Origin of the sequence: Pseudomonas sp. PAMC 29040, from assembly GCF_003994535.1 — a bacterium.
In the GTDB taxonomy this organism is placed as follows: Bacteria; Pseudomonadota; Gammaproteobacteria; order Pseudomonadales; family Pseudomonadaceae; genus Aquipseudomonas; species Aquipseudomonas paraversuta.
Window position 1 is genome coordinate 20,587 of the sequence record NZ_RZAA01000011.1, and the last position, 18,719, is coordinate 39,305.

Genomic DNA, 18,719 nt, shown 5'->3' on the forward strand with positions numbered 1-18,719 from the left:
TGTTCTAACGAAACAACATGCGCAACCTTGTGGGAGCTGGCTTGCCAGCTCCCACAGGGGCATTCGTGTCAGCTGCCCCAGACCCGCTGTGGGGCGGGGGCTTCAGCGAGGATCTGGGCCATGGCCACGCCCACTTCTTCGGGCTGCCATTGCGCGCCCTTGTCCCGGGTTACACCGGTGCGCCAGCCATCCCCCAGGGACAGTCTGCCGCCCTGGCTTTCGATGATTTGCCCGGTCACATGGCCCGACAGGCTGCTGCCCAGCCACACCACCAGCGGCGCAACGTTTTCCGGGGCCCAGGCATCAAAGCCGCCGTCGTCAGGCTTCTTCACCACGTCCGGCATCGCGCTTTCGGTCATAGAGGTACGGGCCGCCGGGGCCAGGGCATTGGCGGTCACTCCGTAGCGCGCCAGTTCCGCGGCCTGTACCAGGGTCAAGGCGGCAATCCCGCCTTTGGCGGCGCTGTAGTTGGACTGTCCCACCGAGCCCTGCAAGCCGGCCCCCGAGCTGGTATTGATGATGCGTGCGGCCACCGGTTGACCGGCCTTGGCCAGATCACGCCAGCGCTTGCCGAGGATGTTGGCGAGGCAGAAGTGGCCTTTGAGATGGACCCGCATCACCGCATCCCAGTCGTCTTCACCCAAGCTGATAAACATCCGGTCGCGCAAAATCCCCGCGTTATTGACCAGCACATGCACTTCGCCAAACGCCGCCAGTGCGGCATCGACGATGTTTTGCGCGGTGGCTGTGGTGGTGATGTCATCGGCGTTGGCGATGGCCTGGCCGCCTGCCTGGCGAATTTCGGCGACCACTTCTTCAGCGGCTTCGCGACGAATGTCGTTGACCACCACATTGGCCCCCTCCCCGGCGAAAGCCAGGGCATAGGCGCGGCCCAGGCCGCCGCCAGCGCCAGTGATGATCACGGTACGGTTTGCACAAATTGCCATGTCAATGCTCCTAGAGACGCTCAATAATGGTCACGTTGGCTTGCCCGCCGCCTTCGCACATGGTCTGCAGACCATAGCGCCCGCCACTGCGCTCAAGCTGGTTGAGCAGGCTGGTCATCAACCGCGCGCCGCTGGCCCCCAGTGGATGGCCAAGGGCAATCGCGCCGCCATTGGCGTTGGTTTTGGCCGGGTCGAAATCCAGTTCCTTGGCCCAGGCCATGACCACCGAGGCAAAGGCTTCGTTGATTTCCACCAGGTCGATGTCGTTGATGTTCATGCCAGCTTTTTTCAGCGCGGCACGGGTCGCGGCAATCGGCGCCGTGAGGTGCCAGATCGGGTCGTCGCCCAGCACCGAGAGGTGATGAATCCGCGCCCGGGGTGTCAGGTTGTAGCGTTTGAGCGCAGCTTCCGAGACCACCAGCAAGGCTGCCGAGGCATCGCAAGTCTGGCTGGAAACTGCTGCAGTAATCGAAGGGAACTCGGCAGACACCGGCTCCAGCTCGGCCATTTTGGCGAGGCTGGTGTGGCGCGGCGTTTCGTCGTCCCACACCCCTTCGCAGGGCACGATTTCATTGACAAAACGGCGCCCGGCGATGGCATCCAGTGCCCGACGGTGGCTTTCCAGGGCGTAGGCTTCCATCTGCTGGCGGCTGATATCCCAGTGGTCGGCAATCCGCTGCGCCGCATAAAACTGGTTGACCGGCTGATTGCCAAAACGTGCCTGCCAGCCTTTGCTGCCGGAAAACGGGTCGCTGAAACCCAGGGGCTGCCCGGCCAGCATCGCCGAAGAAATCGGGATCTGGGTCATGGTTTGCACACCGCCCACCGCGATCACATCCTGGGTGCCGCTCATCACTGCCTGCGCGGCGAAGTGCAGCGCCTGCTGCGACGAGCCGCACTGGCGGTCAATGGTGGTGCCGGGCACATTGAGCGGCAGACCGGCGGCCAGCCAGCTGGTGCGGGCGATATCCCCCGCTTGCGAACCAATGGTGTCAACGCAGCCAAAAATCACGTCGTCGTATTCGTCGGCCGGAATCTGGTTGCGCTCAACCAGTGCCTTGAGTACATGGGCACCCAGATCAATCGCGTGAACATGGGCCAGACCGCCCTTGCGCTTGCCGGTCGGGCTGCGCAAGGCATCAACAATATAGGCTTGGGGCATCAATCAATCCTCGAAGGTATGGCCGGGGCCCAAAGGCGCCGCGCCGCTCAGTACATGCTCGGCCACCCGGGTTTTATGCAGGGCGCGGTCACCCCAGGCGTTGTCCAGCGCCCAGGCCCGCTTCATGAACATTTGCAGGTCGACTTCCCAGGTGTACCCCATGGCACCGTGTACCTGAATGCCGTGACGGGCCGCCAGCCAGCTGGCTTCACAGCAGGCCAGACGTGCCTGGGACACCCACACCGAGGCGTTTTTCTCGCCGTGGGCCAGGGCGTAAGCGGCGCGATACAGCACCGGCTTGGCAAATTCGAGCTGGGTGGCAACATCCGCCAGGTGATGCTTGACCGCCTGGAAACTGCCAATCGGCTTGCCGAACTGTTTGCGCTGGGCGGCGTAATCCACTGACAAATCGAGCATGCGCTGGGCCAGGCCCACCAGTTGCCCGGCCACCAGCAATGCGCCACGGTCGAGGGTCTGCGCCCAAAGCTCGCGGCCATGCTCGCCCTCGGCCACCAAGGTGGCTGGGCCCGGTTGCCAGCTGACCTGCGCCAGACGCCGAGATGCATCGATGCTGCTGTGGGGTTGCACGTCAACCTGGCTGCGGGGCACGGCATGCACTTCATCGCCATGGGCCAGCAGCAGCAGGTCGGCATGGGCGGCATCGGCCACCAGCGGGTTGACCGGGTGGCCGATGGCGACCCGCAGGCTGCCTTCAGCAATGCGCTCCAGCCATTCGCCACGCTGCGGGGTCTGGGCTGGCAACTGTGCAATCAGTGCGCTGGCGACATAAGCGGTGTCGCCCAGAGAGTCGGGAATGGCGTAGTAACCCAGTTCCTGGGTCATCAAGGCCCAGGCCACATCGTCCATGCCCAGGCCGCCGAAGGCTTCGGGCACAGACAGTGCGGTAAGGCCCTGCTCGGCAATTTTGTTGCGCAAATCCGGTGAGCGACCGACGTCGGTTTCCCAGATTTCGCGAAGCATTTCCGGTGCCGCTTCGGTCATCAAAAAACGACTGATGGCTTCGCGGAAGACTTGCTGGTCATCGGTAAAGGTAAAGTCCATACCCGGCCTCACTTCGGCAGGCCGAGCATGCGCTCGGCAATGATGTTGCGCTGAATCTCGTTGGTCCCGGCGTAGATCGGCCCGGCCTGGGCAAACAGGAAGCCCTCCAGCCAGTCGTGGCCGTCTGCCGATTTACCGGTCAGCTCGCCATTGGCACCCAGAATCCGCATCGCGGTTTCGTGCATGCGCAAATCCAGTTCCGACCAGATGATTTTGTTGGTGCTCGATTCTGCGCCAATCTGCGCGCCGCGGCTCAGCCGGCCTACGGTGTGATAGGCCGACAAGGCATAGGCCTGGGCGTCCGACCAGGCCTTGCAGACGGCTTCGCCAAGGCTCGGATCACGGTCGGCGCTGGCGCGATTGGCCTGGTACAGCTCCACCAGCTTGCGGGCGGTGTACTGAAAGCGGGCCGGCGAACGCAACAGCAATCCGCGTTCAAAACCGGCAGTGGCCATCGCCACATGCCAGCCCTGCCCTTCTTCGCCGATGCGGTTTTCCAGCGGGATGCGCACGTCATCGAAGAACACTTCGGCAAACGCGTCCTTGCCGTTCAGGGCCTTGATGGCACGGACGGTGACGCCCGGTGCATCGAGCGGCACCATCACAAATGACAAGCCGTGGTGGCGGCTGGACGCGGGGTCGCTGCGAAACAGTCCGAACAGCCAGTCGGCAAAGATGGCCCGGGTCGACCAGGTTTTCTGGCCGTTGAGCACATAGCTGTCACCGTCGCGGGTGGCCTTGCTGGTGATCGCCGCCATATCGGAACCGGCATTGGGCTCCGACCAGCCCTGGGCCCACATGTCGGCACTGGCCGCCATGCGCGGCAGAAAGCGCTTCTTTTGCGCCTCGGTGCCGAATTCCATCAGGGTCGGGCCCAGTAACAGCTGGCCATTCTGGTTGACCCGCATCGGTGCACCGGCGCCGTAATATTCTTCTTCGAAAATCAGCCATTCGATCAGGTCGCAGCCGCGCCCGCCCAGGGCGGTGGGCCACATCACCATTGAAAAGCGGCTGTCGAACAACTTGGCTTCCCACTGGCGGTGCTGCTCGAACCCTTCACGGGTGTCATAACTGGCCAATGGCTCGGCCGGCAGGTTGGCCGCCAGCCAGTGGCGCACCTCCTGGCGAAAGGCCTTTTGCTTGGGGGAGTAAGTCAGGTCCATCGTCAGCTCCTCAGAACGTGGCGTCGCGTTTTTCAACAAAGGCGCGCCGGGTTTCGGCAGAGTCCGCGCTGTTGTATGCCTGGAGTGTGAAGCCCTGCTCCCAGCGGTATTTGTCTTCCAGGTTGCCGTCTTCAATACCATTCAACGCCTCTTTGGCGATGCGGATCATGTCCGGGCTTTTGCTGGCGATCTTGCGGGCGATCTGCAAAGCGGTTTCGCGCAGTTGCTCGCGGGGTACGACACGTTCGATAAAGCCGTACTGCTGGGCCTCCACCGCACCGATCTTGTCGCCGGTGAAAAACAGATAACGGACCTTTTGCACCGGGAACAGGCGTTGTAAATGCGCGCCGCCGCCCATGGCGCCACGGTCAACTTCCGGCAGCGCAAACGTCGCGCAATCGGATGCCACCACGATATCGGCAGCCCCGGTAATGCCAATCCCGCCACCCAGTACATAGCCATGAACCGCCACGATCACCGGCACCGGGTTGCGATGCACGGCCTTGAAGGTGGCGTAGTTGCCCGCATTGACGGCCACGATGCGTTCGGGGTGGGCGTCCAGTTCCTTGATATCGACACCGGCACAAAAACCGCGGCCCTCGGCACGAATCACGATGACCCGCACTTGCGGGTCCTGCCCCAGGGCTTCGAGGGTGCGGGCCAGGTCCAGCCACTCCTGGCTATTGAGGGCATTGACCGGTGGCCGGTCGATCACCAGCTCGGCGATCCCCGCCTCAATACGGGTGTGAAAGGCGGTATGGGTTGCGGTGGGGGCTGCACTGTTCACAGGTGCTCCTCAATTGGCGAAAGGCATGCGGGCAGTATGGGAATGCGCAGAAGGTGGCTCATCGTCCGTTGAGACTAAACACCTGCGGGGCCGTGCCGGGGATCCGACCGCCAAATGGACTAGTCCGGCTCAGGGATTACGCGCCTGTGCTGCCCTTCCATGCTCAAGACTTGATCCACTTATAGAGTGAGGAGTCCTATGGAGCTTGCCCTGACCGAAGAGCAGCGAATGATTCAAGAGTCTGCCGAACGCTTTTTGGCGCAGGTGGCCAGCTCCGGGGCGGTGCGCACGGCAATGGCCGCCGAGTCCGGTCTCGACCACACGGCCTGGGCCCGCATTGCCCGCGAGCTGTATTGGCCGGCACTGGCTATTCCCGAAGAATATGGCGGGCTGGGCCTGGGCTTTGTCGAGGTGTGCCTGTTGCAGGAACAGCTGGGCCGCTGCTTGTTGCCGACGCCGTTTTTTGCCACCTGCTGCATGGGGATTCCGGCGCTGCTGCTGAGCCGCAATCAGGGGCTCAAGAACCTCTGGCTACCCCGGCTGGCGGCCGGCGAAATCAGCGCCAGCCTGGCCTGGACCAGCGCCCCGCGCTGGGACGACAGCGGCGTGCAGGTCTATGCACAGAGCTGTGCCGGTGGTTATCGCCTCAACGGTCAGTACCTGTATGTAATCGACGGTGCCGAGTGCGATTTGCTGATCATTGCCGCCCGCACCCCGGGCAGTATCGGCGAGGCCGGGATCCGCCTGTTTGCCGTGTCTGCCCTGACGCCCGGCATCAGCCGCCAGCAGCAACCGACGCTGGATCAGACCCGACGTTTTTCCACCATCACCCTTAATGACGTGGTGCTCAACGATGAGCACCTGCTCAGCGAGCCCGGCCTCGGCTGGCCGCTGTTGCGCGATGTGCTGCACATGGCCTGTATCGGGCTCGCCGCCGAGCAGACCGGCGGCGCGCAAAAGGTACTGGATCTGACCCTGACCTATATCGGCGGCCGCGAACAGTTTGGTCGCAGCATCGCCAGTTTTCAGGCGGTCAAGCACCGCTGCGCTGACCTGATGCTGGCCGTTGAGTGCGCACGGTCCGCCAGTTACTACGGCGCCTGCATTGCCGACCAGTGCCTGAATATCGATGGCGACCCCAGTGCCCAGCTGCAACTGGCGGAAGCCGCGGCCACGGCAAAAATCCATGCCAGCGAAGGCTTTTTCAACTGCGCCGCCGAGTCGATCCAGCTGCATGGCGGGGTTGGCTTCACCTGGGAGTACGATCCGCATCTGTACTTCAAGCGGGCACGGGCCAGCGAGCAGTTATTGGGCACGCCGGCCTTTCATCGTGAGCAATTGGCCAGGCATATTTTCGGAGAGCGCCCATGAACATTGGTTTCAGCGCGGCAGATGAGCATTTTCGCCAACAGGTGGCGCAGTGGATGCAGGAGCACCTGAGCGGGCAATACAACGAACTGCGCTTTCGTGGCGGGCCGGGAGACGAAGACTTCGCCCCCGGATTGCGCAAGCAGTGGGAGCGCGAACTGGCCGCGGGCCGCTGGGTGGGTGCGGGCTGGGCCATCGAGCATGGTGGTCGTGGTTTGAGCATCAACCAGCAAGTGATCTTTTATGAGGAATACGCCCGCGCGGGTGGCCCGGGGCGCATGGGGCACATCGGCGAAGGACTGGTCGGTCCGACGTTGGCGGCCTTTGGTACACCCGGGCAACAACAGCGGTTTCTGCCGGCCATTCTGAGCGGGCAGCACTTTTGGTGCCAGGGCTACTCCGAGCCCGGTGCCGGCTCCGATCTGGCCAATATCAAGACCCGCGCCAGCCTCGACAGTGAGAGTGGCCAGTGGCTGATCAGCGGGCAGAAAATCTGGACGTCCCTGGCCCATGAATCGGACTGGTGTTTTGTCCTGGCGCGTACCGAGCCGGGCAGTGTCGGGCATCGCGGCTTGTCATTCCTGCTGGTGCCGATGGCTCAGGTGCAGATTCGCGTGCAGTCGATCCGGCAACTGACCGGCACCAGCGAATTCAATGAAGTATTTTTCGACCAGGCGCGCACTGCGGCCGACAACCTGATTGGCCAGCCCGGTGACGGCTGGAAAATCGCCATGGCCCTGCTGGGTTTCGAGCGCGGGGTATCGACCCTTGGCCAGCAGATGCAATTTCAGAACGAACTGGACGAAGTGGTGCGCATCGCCAAGGCCAATGGTGCGGCGCAAGACCCGATCATGCGGCAACGCATCGCCCAGGCCTGGAGCGGCTTGCGGGTACTGCGCTACAACTCGTTGCGCATGCTCTCGGGGCTACAGGATGGCAGCCTGCGACCTGAGGCGACCATTTATAAACTGGCGTGGTCGACCTGGCACCTGGAGCTGGGGAAACTGGCGATGGATGTACTGGGGCCGGAGGCAGAGTTGCTGGCGGCAGCGCCTTATGAACTGACGCGGTTACAGGCATTGTTCCTGTTCACCCGGGCGGACACCATCTACGGCGGCAGCAACGAAATACAGCGCAACATCATCGCCGAACGGGCCCTGGGAATGCCCCGCGAGGCCAGATAGATCGTGGCGCACCTGTCGCCGGCAAGCCGGCTCCCACAAGGTTAGACGCGACCCTACCATTGTGGGAGCCGGCTTGCCGGCCATAGGCTTTCAAAGCCAGACAGCATCCCACATTGACTGTGTTGCCTCTGATCCTGTGGGAGCCGGCTTGCCGGCCATAGGCTTTCAAAGCCAGACAGCACCCCACAATGACTGTGTTACCTCTGACCCTGTGGGAGCCGGCTTGCCGGCCATAGGCTTTCAAAGCCAGACAGCACCCCACAATGACTGTGTTACCTCTGACCCTGTGGGAGCCGGCTTGCCGGCCATAGGCTTTCAAAGCCAGACAGCACCCCACAATGACTGTGTTGCCTCTGACCCTGTGGGAGCCGGCTTGCCGGCGATAGACTCTCAAAGCCAGACAGCACCCCACAATGACTGTGTTGCCTCTGACCCTGTGGGAGCCGGCTTGCCGGCGATGCATCAGGCCATGAAATATTTGGTCCAGAGACTCTCGGAAGTCGCTTGCCTCAGAAACTAGTCTTTGCAGCTCTGACTTATGAGTAGAGCTCATGACCCAACGACCTGCTTCCAGCCGTTTAAGGTATGGCCGATTTTCCCAGGCCAATGGCATCTACCTGTTGACCGCCAATACGCTGGACCGGGAACCTCTGTTCTCTGACTGGCGCGTTGGCAGGTTAGTGGTTGCTCAATTTCGTCATGAGCACACACAAGGTTCGGTCAATTCACTCGCATGGGTTGTAATGCCCGATCATTTTCATTGGCTGGTAGAGCTGCAAAGCGCTTCACTTGACAAGCTCATGGGGCGTACCAAGTCATTGAGTGCTCGCGCCATCAATCGCATGACAGACAGAACCGGCAGGCGCTGGCAAAAAGGGTTTCACGATCAAGCATTGCGTCGCGAAGAAGATCTGAAAAATCTGGCGCGCTATGTGGTAGCCAATCCTTTACGGGCAGGTCTGGTGAAGCGGGTTGGGGATTACCCTTTGTGGGATGCTGTCTGGCTTTGAAACCTTATCGCCGGCAAGCCGGCTCCCACAATGACTGTGCTGCATCTGACCTTGTGGCAGCCAGCTGTCTGACTTTGAAACCCCATCGCCGGCAAGCCGGCTCCCACAATGACTGTGCTGCATCTGACCTTGTGGCAGCTGGCTGTCTGGCTTTGAAACCCCATCGCCGGCAAGCCGGCTCCCACAATGACAGTGCTGTATCTGACCTTGTGGCAGCCAGCTGTCTGGCTTTGAAACCTTATCGCCGACAAGCCGGCTCCCACAATGACTGTGCTGTATCTGACCTTGTGGCAGCCAGCTGTCTGGCTTTGAAACCTTATCGCCGACAAGCCGGCTCCCACAATGACTGTGCTGTATCTGACCTTGTGGCAGCTGGCTGTCTGGCTTTGAAACCTTATCGCCGGCAAGCCGGCTCCCACAATGACTGTGCTGCTTCTGACCTTGTGGCAGCCGGCTGTCTGGCTTTGAAACCTTATCGCCGGCAAGCCAGCTCCCACAATGACAGTGCTGTATCTGACCTTGTGGCAGCTAGCTGTCTGACTTTGGAACCTTATCGCCGGCAAGCCGGCTTCCACAATGACTGTGCTGCATCTGACCTTGTGGCAGCTGGCTGTCTGGCTTTGAAACCCCATCGCCGGCAAGCCGGCTCCCACAATGACTGTGCTGTATCTGACCTTGTGGCAGCTGGCTGTATGGCTTTGAAACCTTATCGCCGGCAAGCAAGCTCCCACAATGACTGTGCTGCATCTGACCTTGTGGCAGCCAGCTGTCTGACTTTGAAGCTCCATCGCCGGCAAGCCGGCTCCCACAATGACAGTGCTGCATCTGCCCTTGTGGCAGCTGGCTGTCTGGCTTTGAAACCCCATCGCCGGCAAGCCGGCTCCCACAATGACTGTGCTGTATCTGACCTTGTGGCAGCTGGCTGTATGGCTTTGAAACCTTATCGCCGGCAAGCCAGCTCCCACAATGACAGTGCTGTATCTGACCTTGTGGCAGCTAGCTGTCTGACTTTGGAACCTTATCGCCGGCAAGCCGGCTCCCACAATGACAGTGCTGTATCTGACCTTGTGGGAGCCGGCTTGCCGGCGATGGGGGCAGGACTAGAAGGTGTACTTGCCGTTGAACGACAGGTAGTCCCTGTCGGCCATGGTCCGGCCCTGGGCCAGGTCTGCCGAACTCAGGTAGGCCACGTAGGTCAGCCCCAGCTGGAAGTTGCCCAGGTATTTGAAATCCCCGCCCAGGGTCAGGCGCTTTTCCGCACGGCCCAAACCGGAGTAGGCGCTGCCATCAATGTTCTGGGTCCAGGTGGCCTTGGTGGTCAGGTCCCAGCCATTGAATATGTTCGGATGATCGAAGTACGTGCCAATCCCCAGCAGGCTGGAACCCCGGGTCTGGCCGTCGTACACGTATTTGTTGAACGTGCCGTCGGTACCCGCCCCGCCGCCGGTAACGGTCAGGTCATCAACCCCCTGAATCCGCTGGTGCACCACTTCGGCCATGAGGGTGGTTTGCTGCGCCATGAACGTCGGCCCGATCATGTACACCGCGTTGAGGTTGCCTTGCCACAGCTGGCCCCGGGCCGGTGCACCATTGCTCAGGTAGACCGCCGCACCGTCGCGGTAGCTCAGGTCGCCGGCAAACTGTACCGAGTCCCCCGCTTTGGTGGTGAAGCTGATGCCTGTCAGCTTGATGTTGTCGAAGTAACCCAACTGGTAACTCGGACCGTAGCCACTGCCCCCGACCTTGTTCAGTGAGGAGTAATGGGTCTGCCCGGTAAAGTCGAAAAACAGCGCCGGTACGCGATCGTGGTAGCGATAGTGGAACAGGCCGATTTCGGTGTTTTGGGTGATCCGGTAGCGGGTACCTATACCCCACTCGCCGCTGTTACCCGGCTTGACCGAGCCGCCATAACCCACCGCAGCTGAATCGGGCAGGCTGCTGACAATGCCGGGGGCCAGACGATAAAACTCAGCCCCCGGACCAAAGGTGTCGCTGCCGAAGTAATCACCCACCGGGTTGAGCTGGGTTTCTTCCCATTTGTATTGGTAAAAACCGAGCAAGGCCAAATCTTCATTGATCGACCACGAGCCCGATACCTGCCCCACAGGCAGGTAGGCGTCCTTGGCCTCGGTTCCCGGCACGTTGAATTTGGTCGCATCCACGGGCGCCTGGCCCTGGCTGATGTTGGGCCAGAACAGGCTCTCGCCCCAGGCCACCAGGTGCCGGCCGGCCTTGAGTGACACGTACTGATCGTCGTTGACGGTGAAGTCGCCATACACATAGGCGTCCAGCAGTCGGGCCTTGCTGCCGCTGAGTTTGCGCGTGTCCCGGCTGAAGTCGTTGTAGCGCCCGGTTTTGTTGACCGTGTCCGGCGAGTCGTTGTCGTTGCGCTGGTGGTACACCTCGTCATAGAAGTGGCTGCCTCGCATCACGGCACCGAGGTTGTCGTGCTTGAGCATCAACTCGCCAAATACGCTGACCCGGTTGTTGATCAAGGAACCCCGCTTGAAGTTGCGGGTGGCATCGTCGTTGTTGATGCTGTTGAGGTATTCGTGATCAGGCTTTTCTGTACGCATGGAGGCGGTGTAGTTGACCGTAAGCGACGAGTCGAGGGTGGTGTTTTCTCCCAGCTCGATGGTCGGCGCCGCCAGTACCAGGGTGCTCAAACCCGACAGTAAACCGGTCCCCACAAAACGTGTGCAGTGCTTAAGCATGCCGTGCTCCTTGTTTCTTATTGTTGTGCATCACCCGCCCGCCCGCGCACAGGCAACCTGTGGCAGACGGGTAAAGTCAGGGGGGTTGACCGTTTATTTGCCAGCCCGGCGAGCGGCTTCCGGGCCAAAGTCTCCGGGGGCCAGACCGCCCTTGTTCAGGACATAGCCGTTGCGCTGCTCATTGATCAAGTTGAAGGCCAGGTAACTGCCGGCGTTCAAGTCGTGGTACAGGCCGACACCTGCCTGCCAGGTCTGGGTTTCCGGGGCGTAGAAGTAGTTGACCATCGAGGTACGCCACAGCTCGCCACGGTTGTCGTAGTTGTCGCCCATGACCGGAAACCAGCTGTCCTCGTCGATGTACATCGTGCGCTTGCCGTACAGATGACGGTTGCCGGGCTTGAGCACACCTTCGAGGACCCAGACGCGGTGCAGTTCATAACGCATGTTGTCGGGATTGATGTGGCCCGGGGTCAGCATCCCGGCGTATTTGAGATCGCTGGCGTGCAGACGCGCGGTGTTGTAAGGGATATACAGCTCTTTTTTGCCAACGATATTCCAGTTATAGCGCTGGGCCGAACCGTTGAAGATCCGTACTTCGTCGACCGTGATCGAACCGCCGGAGCCCGGGAAGGCCATGTCAAAACCGTAGCCCGGCGACTGCCGCACGCGCCGGGTGCCCGGGTCGTAGCGCCAGCTCTGGCGCGGCTCGGTCTTGTCGTTCCAGTACTCGGTACCGGTGTTGATTTCGCCCTTGTCGCGCTGTGGCAGCAGGGTTTCGTTGAGGTAGAACGAGGAGTTGCCGGTGGTATCACCGATCTTGCCCGGCTCCAGCCCCGGCGCCATGTTGCGCGAGTGCACGCGGCCCCAGTTGATATTGCCGTCCTTGAGCACATAGGCGTTGTCCGAGGTGTATTCCTCAGTCCAGGCCCTGACCGTGAACAGCGAGGCATTTTTCAGCAATTCAATGCCGTTCTGCGGGATCGGAAACGCGACCCCGCCGGTACGGGCCACCACGCCTTCGCCATCATCCACCAGCTTGGCGACCGAGGCGTTTTCCAGAGTGGCCTTGCACACCGTGTCGGAAAAACGGAAATCGCGGTGGGACGGGTACACCGGCATGCGGAAGGTTTGCGGGTAGAGCTTGAACAGGGCTTTCTGGCCCTCGGACAGATGCGCACCGTACTGACTCAGGTTTTGCGCGGTAATCACGAACAACGGCTTCTCGTTGGGGTAAGGGTCGATCGGATGTTTACCTGTGCCTTCGAACTTCATGCCGGGAGCCGCCCCCAGCCATTGGCCGCCGAACGGCGGGATAGTGCCCTCGGCGTTACCCGCCTGCTGGGCGCCGACACAGGTCAGATCCTTGCCCAGCCGGGCAATCTGGTCGGCTGGGGCCTGGGCCTGGAGCGGCCCGCTGTAACTGTGCAAAACCAGAGCGACTGACAGCCAGCCGCCCACCTGAGAAAGACGTCGCATGGGGGTGTTCTCCTTGTTATTAGACGTACATGCCGATCTGCAGGAGCGCCCTTGCTCGCGATGCAGACACTGCAATTCTTCAATGGGTAGCGGCGATGCCATCGCGAGCAAGCTCGCTCCTACAGATTGACAAGCGGTTGATCGCAGGAAGCGCGTACGCTGGATGGTCTTTTGTTCACCAGCGGCTTGCCCAGGTTGAACCACGCAGCCAGCGCCGGGAGCAGAAAGATCGCGCCCAGTACGTTGACCAGAAACATGAAGGCCAGGAGCACGCCCATATCGGCCTGGAACTTGAGGGGTGCAAACACCCAGGTACAGACCCCAAGGGACATGGTGACGGCGGTAAATACGGCCGCCGTGCCGCGCTGGCACATGGCCCGGTAGAACGCTTCGCGCAGGTCTTGCCCGGCCGCCATCTCGTGCTCAATGCGCTCGTAGAGGTAGATCCCGTAATCCACCCCCACCCCGACCCCCAGCGCCATGACCGGCAAGGTCGCGACCTTGAGGCCGATGCCCAGCAGAGCCATCAGGGCATTGCACAGCACCGCCACAATCGCCAGCGGCACCAGAATGCACAGCACCGCGCGCAATGAACGGAAGGTCAACAGGCAAAACAGCGCCACGGAGAAGAACAACGCCGCCAGCATCACCACCTCGGCCTGCTTGACCGCTTCATTGGAAGCGGCCATGACCCCGATGTTGCCGCCCGCCAGATGGAAGGTCACACCCGGCACCTGGATGGCGCCAATGATGCGCTTGGCCTCCTCCAGTACATGGGCCACGCTGGCCCCTTCGTGATCGGTCAGAAACACCAGAATCTGCATTTTCTGACAGCTGTCGGTGACCAGCCCCGAGTCCGGCGAATAGGCATAGGCGCCCTGCTGCAAGCCCTGGGCGGAACCCGGAATCGCGGCCCAGCGCGGGTTGCCTTCGTTGTTGCCGGCAATCACTTGCTTGCCCATGCCGGCCACGCTTTGCACCGATTGCACACCTGGCACTTCGCGCATCTTGAAATCGAAGGTTTCGACCGCGCGCATGACTGCCGGGTCGAGGCAGGCTTCACTGCGTCCGCCAATGGTCAGAAACACCGAGAGCACATCCAGGCCGATGGAGTAGTTGCTGATGATTTTCTGGTTGTCCTGGTTATAGCGCGAATCGGCCCGCAGCTCCGGAGCCCCGGAACCAATGTCACCAATCTGCAGTTCACGGGCCTTGTACGCCCCCGCTGCCAGCAGCACCAGGCTGATGGCGAAGACCCACAGTGCCGGGCCCGGCGTGGCCAGCGCCGACAGCCGCCACCACAGCGGATGGCGCCGGGTCGAACCGGGGCTGCGGGCATTGAGCAGACGCGGCTCAAGTTGCAGATGGGCGATGATCAGCGGCAGCATGATTTTGTTGGTGATGATCATCAGCATCACGCCGATGCACGCGGTAATCCCCAGTTCGTGAACGATGGGAATATCGATCAACATGATCACCCCGAAGCCCAGGGCATTCATCAGCAAGGCCAGGGCCCCCGGGATGAATATCTTGCTGAAGGCAGCCTTGGCCGCACTGACCGAATCGCTGCCCGCCAGCACTTCCTGCTTCCAGGCATTGGTCATTTGTACCGCGTGGGACACGCCAATGGAGAAGATCAGAAACGGCACCAGAATCGACATCGGATCGATTCCCAGGCCCAGTAACGGCAATAAGCCCAGGAGCCAGATGACCGGCAACAAGGCCACCAGCAGTGCGACCATGGTCAGGCGCAACGACCGGGAATAGACCCACAGCAGCAGGCCAGTAATCAGGAATGCGATGGCGAAAAAACCCATCACCGTGTTCAGCCCCTCGACCACATCGCCCACCAGCTTGGCGAAACCGACGATGTTGATTTCGATGTCGGCATTACTGTATTTGGCGCGAATGTCTTCGAGGCTGCGGGCGATTTGCACATAGCTCACCGGCTGCCCGGTTTTCGGATCGGTGTCTTGCAGGTCGGCCCGCACCATGGCCGATTTCAGGTCGTTGGCCAGCAGCCGGCCAATCTGCCCGGAGCGTGCGGCATTGCTGCGTACTTGCTGCAGGTCTGCGGGGGTTGCCGCATATTGCGGCGGCACCACCAGATCACCGACGTAGCCTTCTTCGGTGATTTCGATATAGCGCACGTTGGGTGTGAACAGCGAGGTGACGCTGGGCCGGCTGACCCCGGAGATATAGAACACGTCGTCCGTGACCTGTTGCAGGGTCTGCAGGAACTCGGGGTTGTAGATATCGCCCTGGCCCTTCCAGTGCACGCTCACCAGCAGCCGGTTGGCCCCGGTGAAGATGCGGCTGAAATCCAGAAAGTTGAGCATGTAGGCATGGCGCACCGGGATCTGCTTGTTGAAACCCGGGTCCAGCCGTACGTGGGTGGCGCTGTAACCCAGGCCCAGGGTTATCAGCAGAAAAAAACCCAGCAGGGATTTTCGGTGCATCATTAACCGGTCGGCGCAACGGTTCACAAAACGCTGCATGGGAGGGACTTTATGAGCGTCGGCCATTTCGACCTCGCACAGCTAATGAAAAGACGATGGCGCTCATGCTCACGATCCCTCGCACATTCTTATTATTTTTTTGGGTTCCGGCCTGTTCAGCCAGTGGGATCGATAATCAAGCTGGCCCGAAACCCGGACATCGTCCATAAGGCCTAGGCTGTTTGAGGGGAAGATGGATGGCGTGCGGGCGCTGCCCGTTAACAGCCGTTGCAGAGCAGTTGGCGAAGGCTACGTCCGCTTGCGAAGCAATCGTAATCCGCAGGGCCGGGGTTATCTGAAGAACCGCGGGGCATGACTTTACGACGGTTTCGCAACCGGACTCAGCCTCGATTCTCTCGTCAGCTGCTACAGGTACAGGGCAATTGCCGAAAGGGGCTACAGGTTTGCGGAGCGCGTCAGCGTCACTCTTTGCTGGCCTTGAAGGTCAACTCGCCCTTGGGCCATTTGGCGGCTTTGGCAGTGACGGCTTTCAATGTTTTGCTCAAGCCTTCGGTAAGTTGCTCTTTGGCAGCAAAGATCAACATCACGGTCTGGCCTTCTTTGAATACCACGCCTTCACCCAGAGGTGAGGCGACATAGGCGTAATCACCGATGCCGTAAATGGTGGTCTTGATATCACGGAATTTTATTTCGAACTTGCCACCTTCACGGCTGGGCAACACTGCTGCGCGAAAATGATCGCCGACCTTGAGTTCAAGTCCCGGTTTGTCATCTACCACCAACGCTGTTTCGGTATCAATTTCAGCGATGTAAATACCTTCGGCGTTTTGTTCAGTTACGTATACAAAGCGCGAGTGGAACAGCTTGACCAAACGTGCCCGCAAGTCACCCAAAACGAACAACGCATGCATTTCCAAATTACTGACTGCCAACGCAAAACCCTCGAAAACCTGAAATGGAACTGTCCGGGCAAACCACCGACAGCAAAAATTAATTGAAAACCCGAGTACGACAAGTGCTCCTGACTGCTCGAATCAGGAGTGGCATGTAACATCTGGACTAAATAGAGCAACGCCATGATTACCCCGGCGAACAGGCACAACAGAGTGAAGCAGCGCCTGCATCAGCGAAAACTGGCTGAAAAAAATAGCCGGGGGGCACCATTCTACCGGGTCATGCCCGAAGATGGGTATATACATCCTCTTCTCTATCAAGCAATCAATCAATTTTTTTGCCGGATTGAGTCTGTGCCCGGCAGGGCTTTCGTCGCGTGAATGAGTTAACTGCGCCACTGAGAGTCAACTACTGCCATACTCGCGTAAAAATCGACCTGGCCCATGCCGCCGGGTCATGCAGGCTTCATTACCTCCAAGGGAAAGCGACACGTGACGGAATTTGATATTGGCGAATTTTTTATCCGCGGTGAGTCCAAAGACGTCGACGGCGAATTTCAGGCAGTGATCATCATGCGCGCCAAGCCACCACTAACGACTGTCACCTTCCATCAGGTCGAAAAGGATCGCTGGTTCAAGACAGCCGAACTGGCAGCAGATGCCGCCAAACAATCGGCAAAAGAATTAAAGGCTGCAGTGGACGCCGGCGCCCTCAACTCCTAGTGCCAACCTGTGTATTGCATCAAGCGCGCTGAGCATGCCCCCTGTTGCACAGTTGGCCGGCATTCAGCTGCGCCAGCCATGCCGCGCGGCACTCTTCGGCTTCCGGGCGACTGGAAAAAGCCGTCCCGCGCTGTTCACCATTGACCAGCACCACCCAGCAGGCCTTCTGCCCGGTATCGCGCAAACTCTTGGGCACACCACTCCCGATCATTACGGCAACATCAACTTGATTGGACATGATGGTTTCTCCAGCTATTAGTTAGGCACCTAACGATGTCGACTATATTAGTGGCTAACCGTCGCCGGAAAAAGCTATCTACGGCATAGATCAATTGCATAAGCCGTAACAATCTTCTGCTTTGCCTAGGCGTAATCCGGTGCTTTCTGATCGAATACCCAGCGCCCGCCTTCCTCGGGAATATTGAAGAATGCCCTTTGCACCACGGCCTCGCCCGCCCCCACGCCGGGGTTCCAGTTGGCCGACTGGTGGATATAGCGCTGGCGCAGCAAACGTTCTTCATCGGCGCTCAGCTTGATCGTCCCCTGGCGCACCTGGGCCTCAAGCGTGGCCATTATGGGCTTCAGCTCATCGGGCAACGCGGCCTGGGCATCGGTCAATGCGTTGAAGGGCACACCGTGCTCAACCGCCAAGCCATGCATGATCCGCAAATGCACCCGGGCAAGACGGCCATCGATCCTGCGCTGCATGAACACTGCAGCCTGTACCCGTTTCATCGGGTCTTCACGGCTACCTTCCTTGCGTTCAAGAGTGCGGATCTGCAGGAAATTCTCCGCAGCGCGGGGATCAATCAGGTCTTCGGCCTGCCATGCCAGCAACTGAGACTGGGTCAACTTCCAGGCCCGGGTCTGTTCAATGGCTGTGGACGGCTGCACCAGATTGCTCTGCCAGCGGCTCAAAAAAACCTGTTCCAGCATATCCAGCGGATAACCGCCGCCGACGTCGGCATGCGCCCCCGGCACCGCAATATCCAGCGGCCACTGTGGCGCGATGCGACTCAAGGAAAAATTTCGCCGTTGTTCATCCCGCGCGCTCAACTGGACCACCTGTTGCGCGCAGTCCGGGCCCAGGTACAGGTTGAGTCCGGGATTGATGTCATCGGCCACATCCCCCCAATCCTCCAGCCCGCCCATGGCGGCGACTGTGTCAAACAGACCAATAAAGTGGATGGAGCATGCAAAGTCGGCGGCCAGGGCAAACTGGGCGGTAAATGCGCTGGCGTTGATCTGGTTCACAAAATGCCGGGCCGCCGCCGCGCCGCGACTGAAACCAAACAGGTCCAGCTGCAAACGGCTCAGGGTATTGGGGGGCAGCTGCGCGACAAAGTGTTGCAAGCACTCCGTCAACCGGGTCCGGGCCAGTTCAGCCTTGCCCAGCACCCCCGTATGGCCACGACCATAGGTCTGGCCCGGAAACTGAGTATCGGCCGCGCCGGTGGTGGTGCCGATACCGCTGATATACAGCGAAGTCACGGCATGGCCAGCAGGGTCAAACCCTGACTGGGCCGGGTAGCACTGATGCAGCTTGGCAATATTGGTCACAGCAGAGGCATAGCTGCTGCCAGGATCAATCAGCAGCCCCTGTTCCTGACGCTGCTGTCCCTGCAGGCTATTGAACTGGTTATTGGCCGTCCCATCGAAAAAGATGCCGACCCGCAACACTGCTCCCGCGTTGCTTGAATTGCTCATCAATCCTGCCCTCGATTATTTCTACTGCGCGCAATAATGCCGCGCCCAATATAAGACGCAAGAA

15 protein-coding genes are annotated in these 18,719 nt (G+C 60.3%); 4 read left to right on the plus strand and 11 right to left on the minus strand.

What is annotated here, in order from left to right:
- Positions 1 to 68: 68 nt before the first annotated feature.
- The 5 genes from WG29040_RS18955 to WG29040_RS18975 are packed head-to-tail and all read right to left on the minus strand — an operon-like array spanning position 69 to position 5,121.
- Entirely contained in the window at positions 69 to 947 is an 879-nt protein-coding gene (locus WG29040_RS18955; protein WP_003446455.1) for an SDR family oxidoreductase, read from the minus strand.
- A 10-nt stretch (positions 948 to 957) separates the two neighbouring features.
- Positions 958 to 2,109, minus strand: a complete 1,152-nt coding sequence (locus WG29040_RS18960; RefSeq protein ID WP_003446453.1) for an acetyl-CoA C-acetyltransferase — start codon at positions 2,107 to 2,109, stop codon at positions 958 to 960.
- Between the two features lie 3 nt (positions 2,110 to 2,112).
- On the minus strand, positions 2,113 to 3,171 hold the full coding sequence (locus WG29040_RS18965; RefSeq protein WP_127196675.1) for an acyl-CoA dehydrogenase family protein: 1,059 nt from the start codon (positions 3,169 to 3,171) through the stop codon (positions 2,113 to 2,115).
- A gap of 8 nt (positions 3,172 to 3,179) precedes the next feature.
- Positions 3,180 to 4,334 carry an acyl-CoA dehydrogenase family protein gene (locus WG29040_RS18970; protein WP_010657371.1) on the minus strand — a complete coding sequence of 385 codons (1,155 nt, stop codon included), beginning with the start codon at positions 4,332 to 4,334 and terminating at the stop codon, positions 3,180 to 3,182.
- A 10-nt stretch (positions 4,335 to 4,344) separates the two neighbouring features.
- Entirely contained in the window at positions 4,345 to 5,121 is a 777-nt protein-coding gene (locus WG29040_RS18975; RefSeq protein ID WP_003446447.1) for an enoyl-CoA hydratase family protein, read from the minus strand.
- Positions 5,122 to 5,319: 198 nt separating this feature from the next.
- Between WG29040_RS18975 and WG29040_RS18980 the strand changes: the two genes are divergently transcribed.
- The 3 genes from WG29040_RS18980 to WG29040_RS18990 all read left to right on the plus strand — a co-directional run bounded on the left by WG29040_RS18980 (position 5,320) and on the right by WG29040_RS18990 (position 8,683).
- Positions 5,320 to 6,492 (plus strand): acyl-CoA dehydrogenase family protein, encoded by a 1,173-nt coding sequence (locus WG29040_RS18980; RefSeq protein ID WP_127196676.1) that lies wholly within the window; start codon positions 5,320 to 5,322, stop codon positions 6,490 to 6,492.
- Complete coding sequence (locus WG29040_RS18985) at positions 6,489 to 7,673, plus strand: acyl-CoA dehydrogenase family protein (RefSeq protein ID WP_127196677.1); 1,185 nt, start codon at positions 6,489 to 6,491, stop codon at positions 7,671 to 7,673. The genes WG29040_RS18980 and WG29040_RS18985 overlap by 4 nt, the downstream gene beginning before the upstream one ends.
- A gap of 551 nt (positions 7,674 to 8,224) precedes the next feature.
- Entirely contained in the window at positions 8,225 to 8,683 is a 459-nt protein-coding gene (locus tag WG29040_RS18990; protein WP_127196678.1) for a transposase, read from the plus strand.
- A gap of 1,100 nt (positions 8,684 to 9,783) precedes the next feature.
- Here WG29040_RS18990 and WG29040_RS18995 read toward each other — a convergent pair.
- The 4 genes from WG29040_RS18995 to WG29040_RS19010 all read right to left on the minus strand — a co-directional run bounded on the left by WG29040_RS18995 (position 9,784) and on the right by WG29040_RS19010 (position 16,264).
- On the minus strand, positions 9,784 to 11,397 hold the full coding sequence (locus WG29040_RS18995) for a DUF1302 domain-containing protein (protein ID WP_003446423.1): 1,614 nt from the start codon (positions 11,395 to 11,397) through the stop codon (positions 9,784 to 9,786).
- A 93-nt stretch (positions 11,398 to 11,490) separates the two neighbouring features.
- Positions 11,491 to 12,873, minus strand: coding sequence for a DUF1329 domain-containing protein (locus WG29040_RS19000; protein ID WP_003446421.1), 1,383 nt, complete (start codon positions 12,871 to 12,873; stop codon positions 11,491 to 11,493).
- 119 nt (positions 12,874 to 12,992) lie between these two features.
- Positions 12,993 to 15,371, minus strand: coding sequence for an RND family transporter (locus WG29040_RS19005; RefSeq protein ID WP_127196679.1), 2,379 nt, complete (start codon positions 15,369 to 15,371; stop codon positions 12,993 to 12,995).
- A 422-nt stretch (positions 15,372 to 15,793) separates the two neighbouring features.
- Complete coding sequence (locus WG29040_RS19010; RefSeq protein ID WP_029612994.1) at positions 15,794 to 16,264, minus strand: hypothetical protein; 471 nt, start codon at positions 16,262 to 16,264, stop codon at positions 15,794 to 15,796.
- A 453-nt stretch (positions 16,265 to 16,717) separates the two neighbouring features.
- On the opposite strand from WG29040_RS19010, the gene WG29040_RS19015 reads away from it, so the two are divergent.
- Positions 16,718 to 16,948 (plus strand): hypothetical protein, encoded by a 231-nt coding sequence (locus WG29040_RS19015; RefSeq protein ID WP_003446415.1) that lies wholly within the window; start codon positions 16,718 to 16,720, stop codon positions 16,946 to 16,948.
- Between the two features lie 19 nt (positions 16,949 to 16,967).
- On the opposite strand, the gene WG29040_RS19020 is transcribed toward WG29040_RS19015, so the two are convergent.
- Together WG29040_RS19020 and WG29040_RS19025 are read right to left on the minus strand one after the other, a co-directional pair.
- Positions 16,968 to 17,186 (minus strand): hypothetical protein, encoded by a 219-nt coding sequence (locus WG29040_RS19020; protein WP_003446414.1) that lies wholly within the window; start codon positions 17,184 to 17,186, stop codon positions 16,968 to 16,970.
- A gap of 125 nt (positions 17,187 to 17,311) precedes the next feature.
- Entirely contained in the window at positions 17,312 to 18,655 is a 1,344-nt protein-coding gene (locus tag WG29040_RS19025) for a phospholipase effector Tle1 domain-containing protein (protein WP_127196680.1), read from the minus strand.
- Positions 18,656 to 18,719 lie beyond the last annotated feature (64 nt).

What these genes read in the sequence shown, in the direction of transcription:
- WG29040_RS18965 (WP_127196675.1), bottom strand. Translation starts at nt 3,171, where the DNA reads ATGGACTTTACCTTTACCGATGACCAGCAAGTCTTCCGCGAAGCCATC.
- WG29040_RS19000 (WP_003446421.1), bottom strand. Translation starts at nt 12,873, where the DNA reads ATGCGACGTCTTTCTCAGGTGGGCGGCTGGCTGTCAGTCGCTCTGGTT.
- WG29040_RS18990 (WP_127196678.1), top strand. Translation starts at nt 8,225, where the DNA reads ATGACCCAACGACCTGCTTCCAGCCGTTTAAGGTATGGCCGATTTTCC.
- WG29040_RS18970 (WP_010657371.1), bottom strand. Translation starts at nt 4,334, where the DNA reads ATGGACCTGACTTACTCCCCCAAGCAAAAGGCCTTTCGCCAGGAGGTG.
- WG29040_RS19025 (WP_127196680.1), bottom strand. Translation starts at nt 18,655, where the DNA reads ATGAGCAATTCAAGCAACGCGGGAGCAGTGTTGCGGGTCGGCATCTTT.
- WG29040_RS18995 (WP_003446423.1), bottom strand. Translation starts at nt 11,397, where the DNA reads ATGCTTAAGCACTGCACACGTTTTGTGGGGACCGGTTTACTGTCGGGT.
- WG29040_RS19005 (WP_127196679.1), bottom strand. Translation starts at nt 15,371, where the DNA reads ATGCAGCGTTTTGTGAACCGTTGCGCCGACCGGTTAATGATGCACCGA.
- WG29040_RS18980 (WP_127196676.1), top strand. Translation starts at nt 5,320, where the DNA reads ATGGAGCTTGCCCTGACCGAAGAGCAGCGAATGATTCAAGAGTCTGCC.
- WG29040_RS18955 (WP_003446455.1), bottom strand. Translation starts at nt 947, where the DNA reads ATGGCAATTTGTGCAAACCGTACCGTGATCATCACTGGCGCTGGCGGC.
- WG29040_RS18960 (WP_003446453.1), bottom strand. Translation starts at nt 2,109, where the DNA reads ATGCCCCAAGCCTATATTGTTGATGCCTTGCGCAGCCCGACCGGCAAG.
- WG29040_RS19020 (WP_003446414.1), bottom strand. Translation starts at nt 17,186, where the DNA reads ATGTCCAATCAAGTTGATGTTGCCGTAATGATCGGGAGTGGTGTGCCC.
- WG29040_RS18985 (WP_127196677.1), top strand. Translation starts at nt 6,489, where the DNA reads ATGAACATTGGTTTCAGCGCGGCAGATGAGCATTTTCGCCAACAGGTG.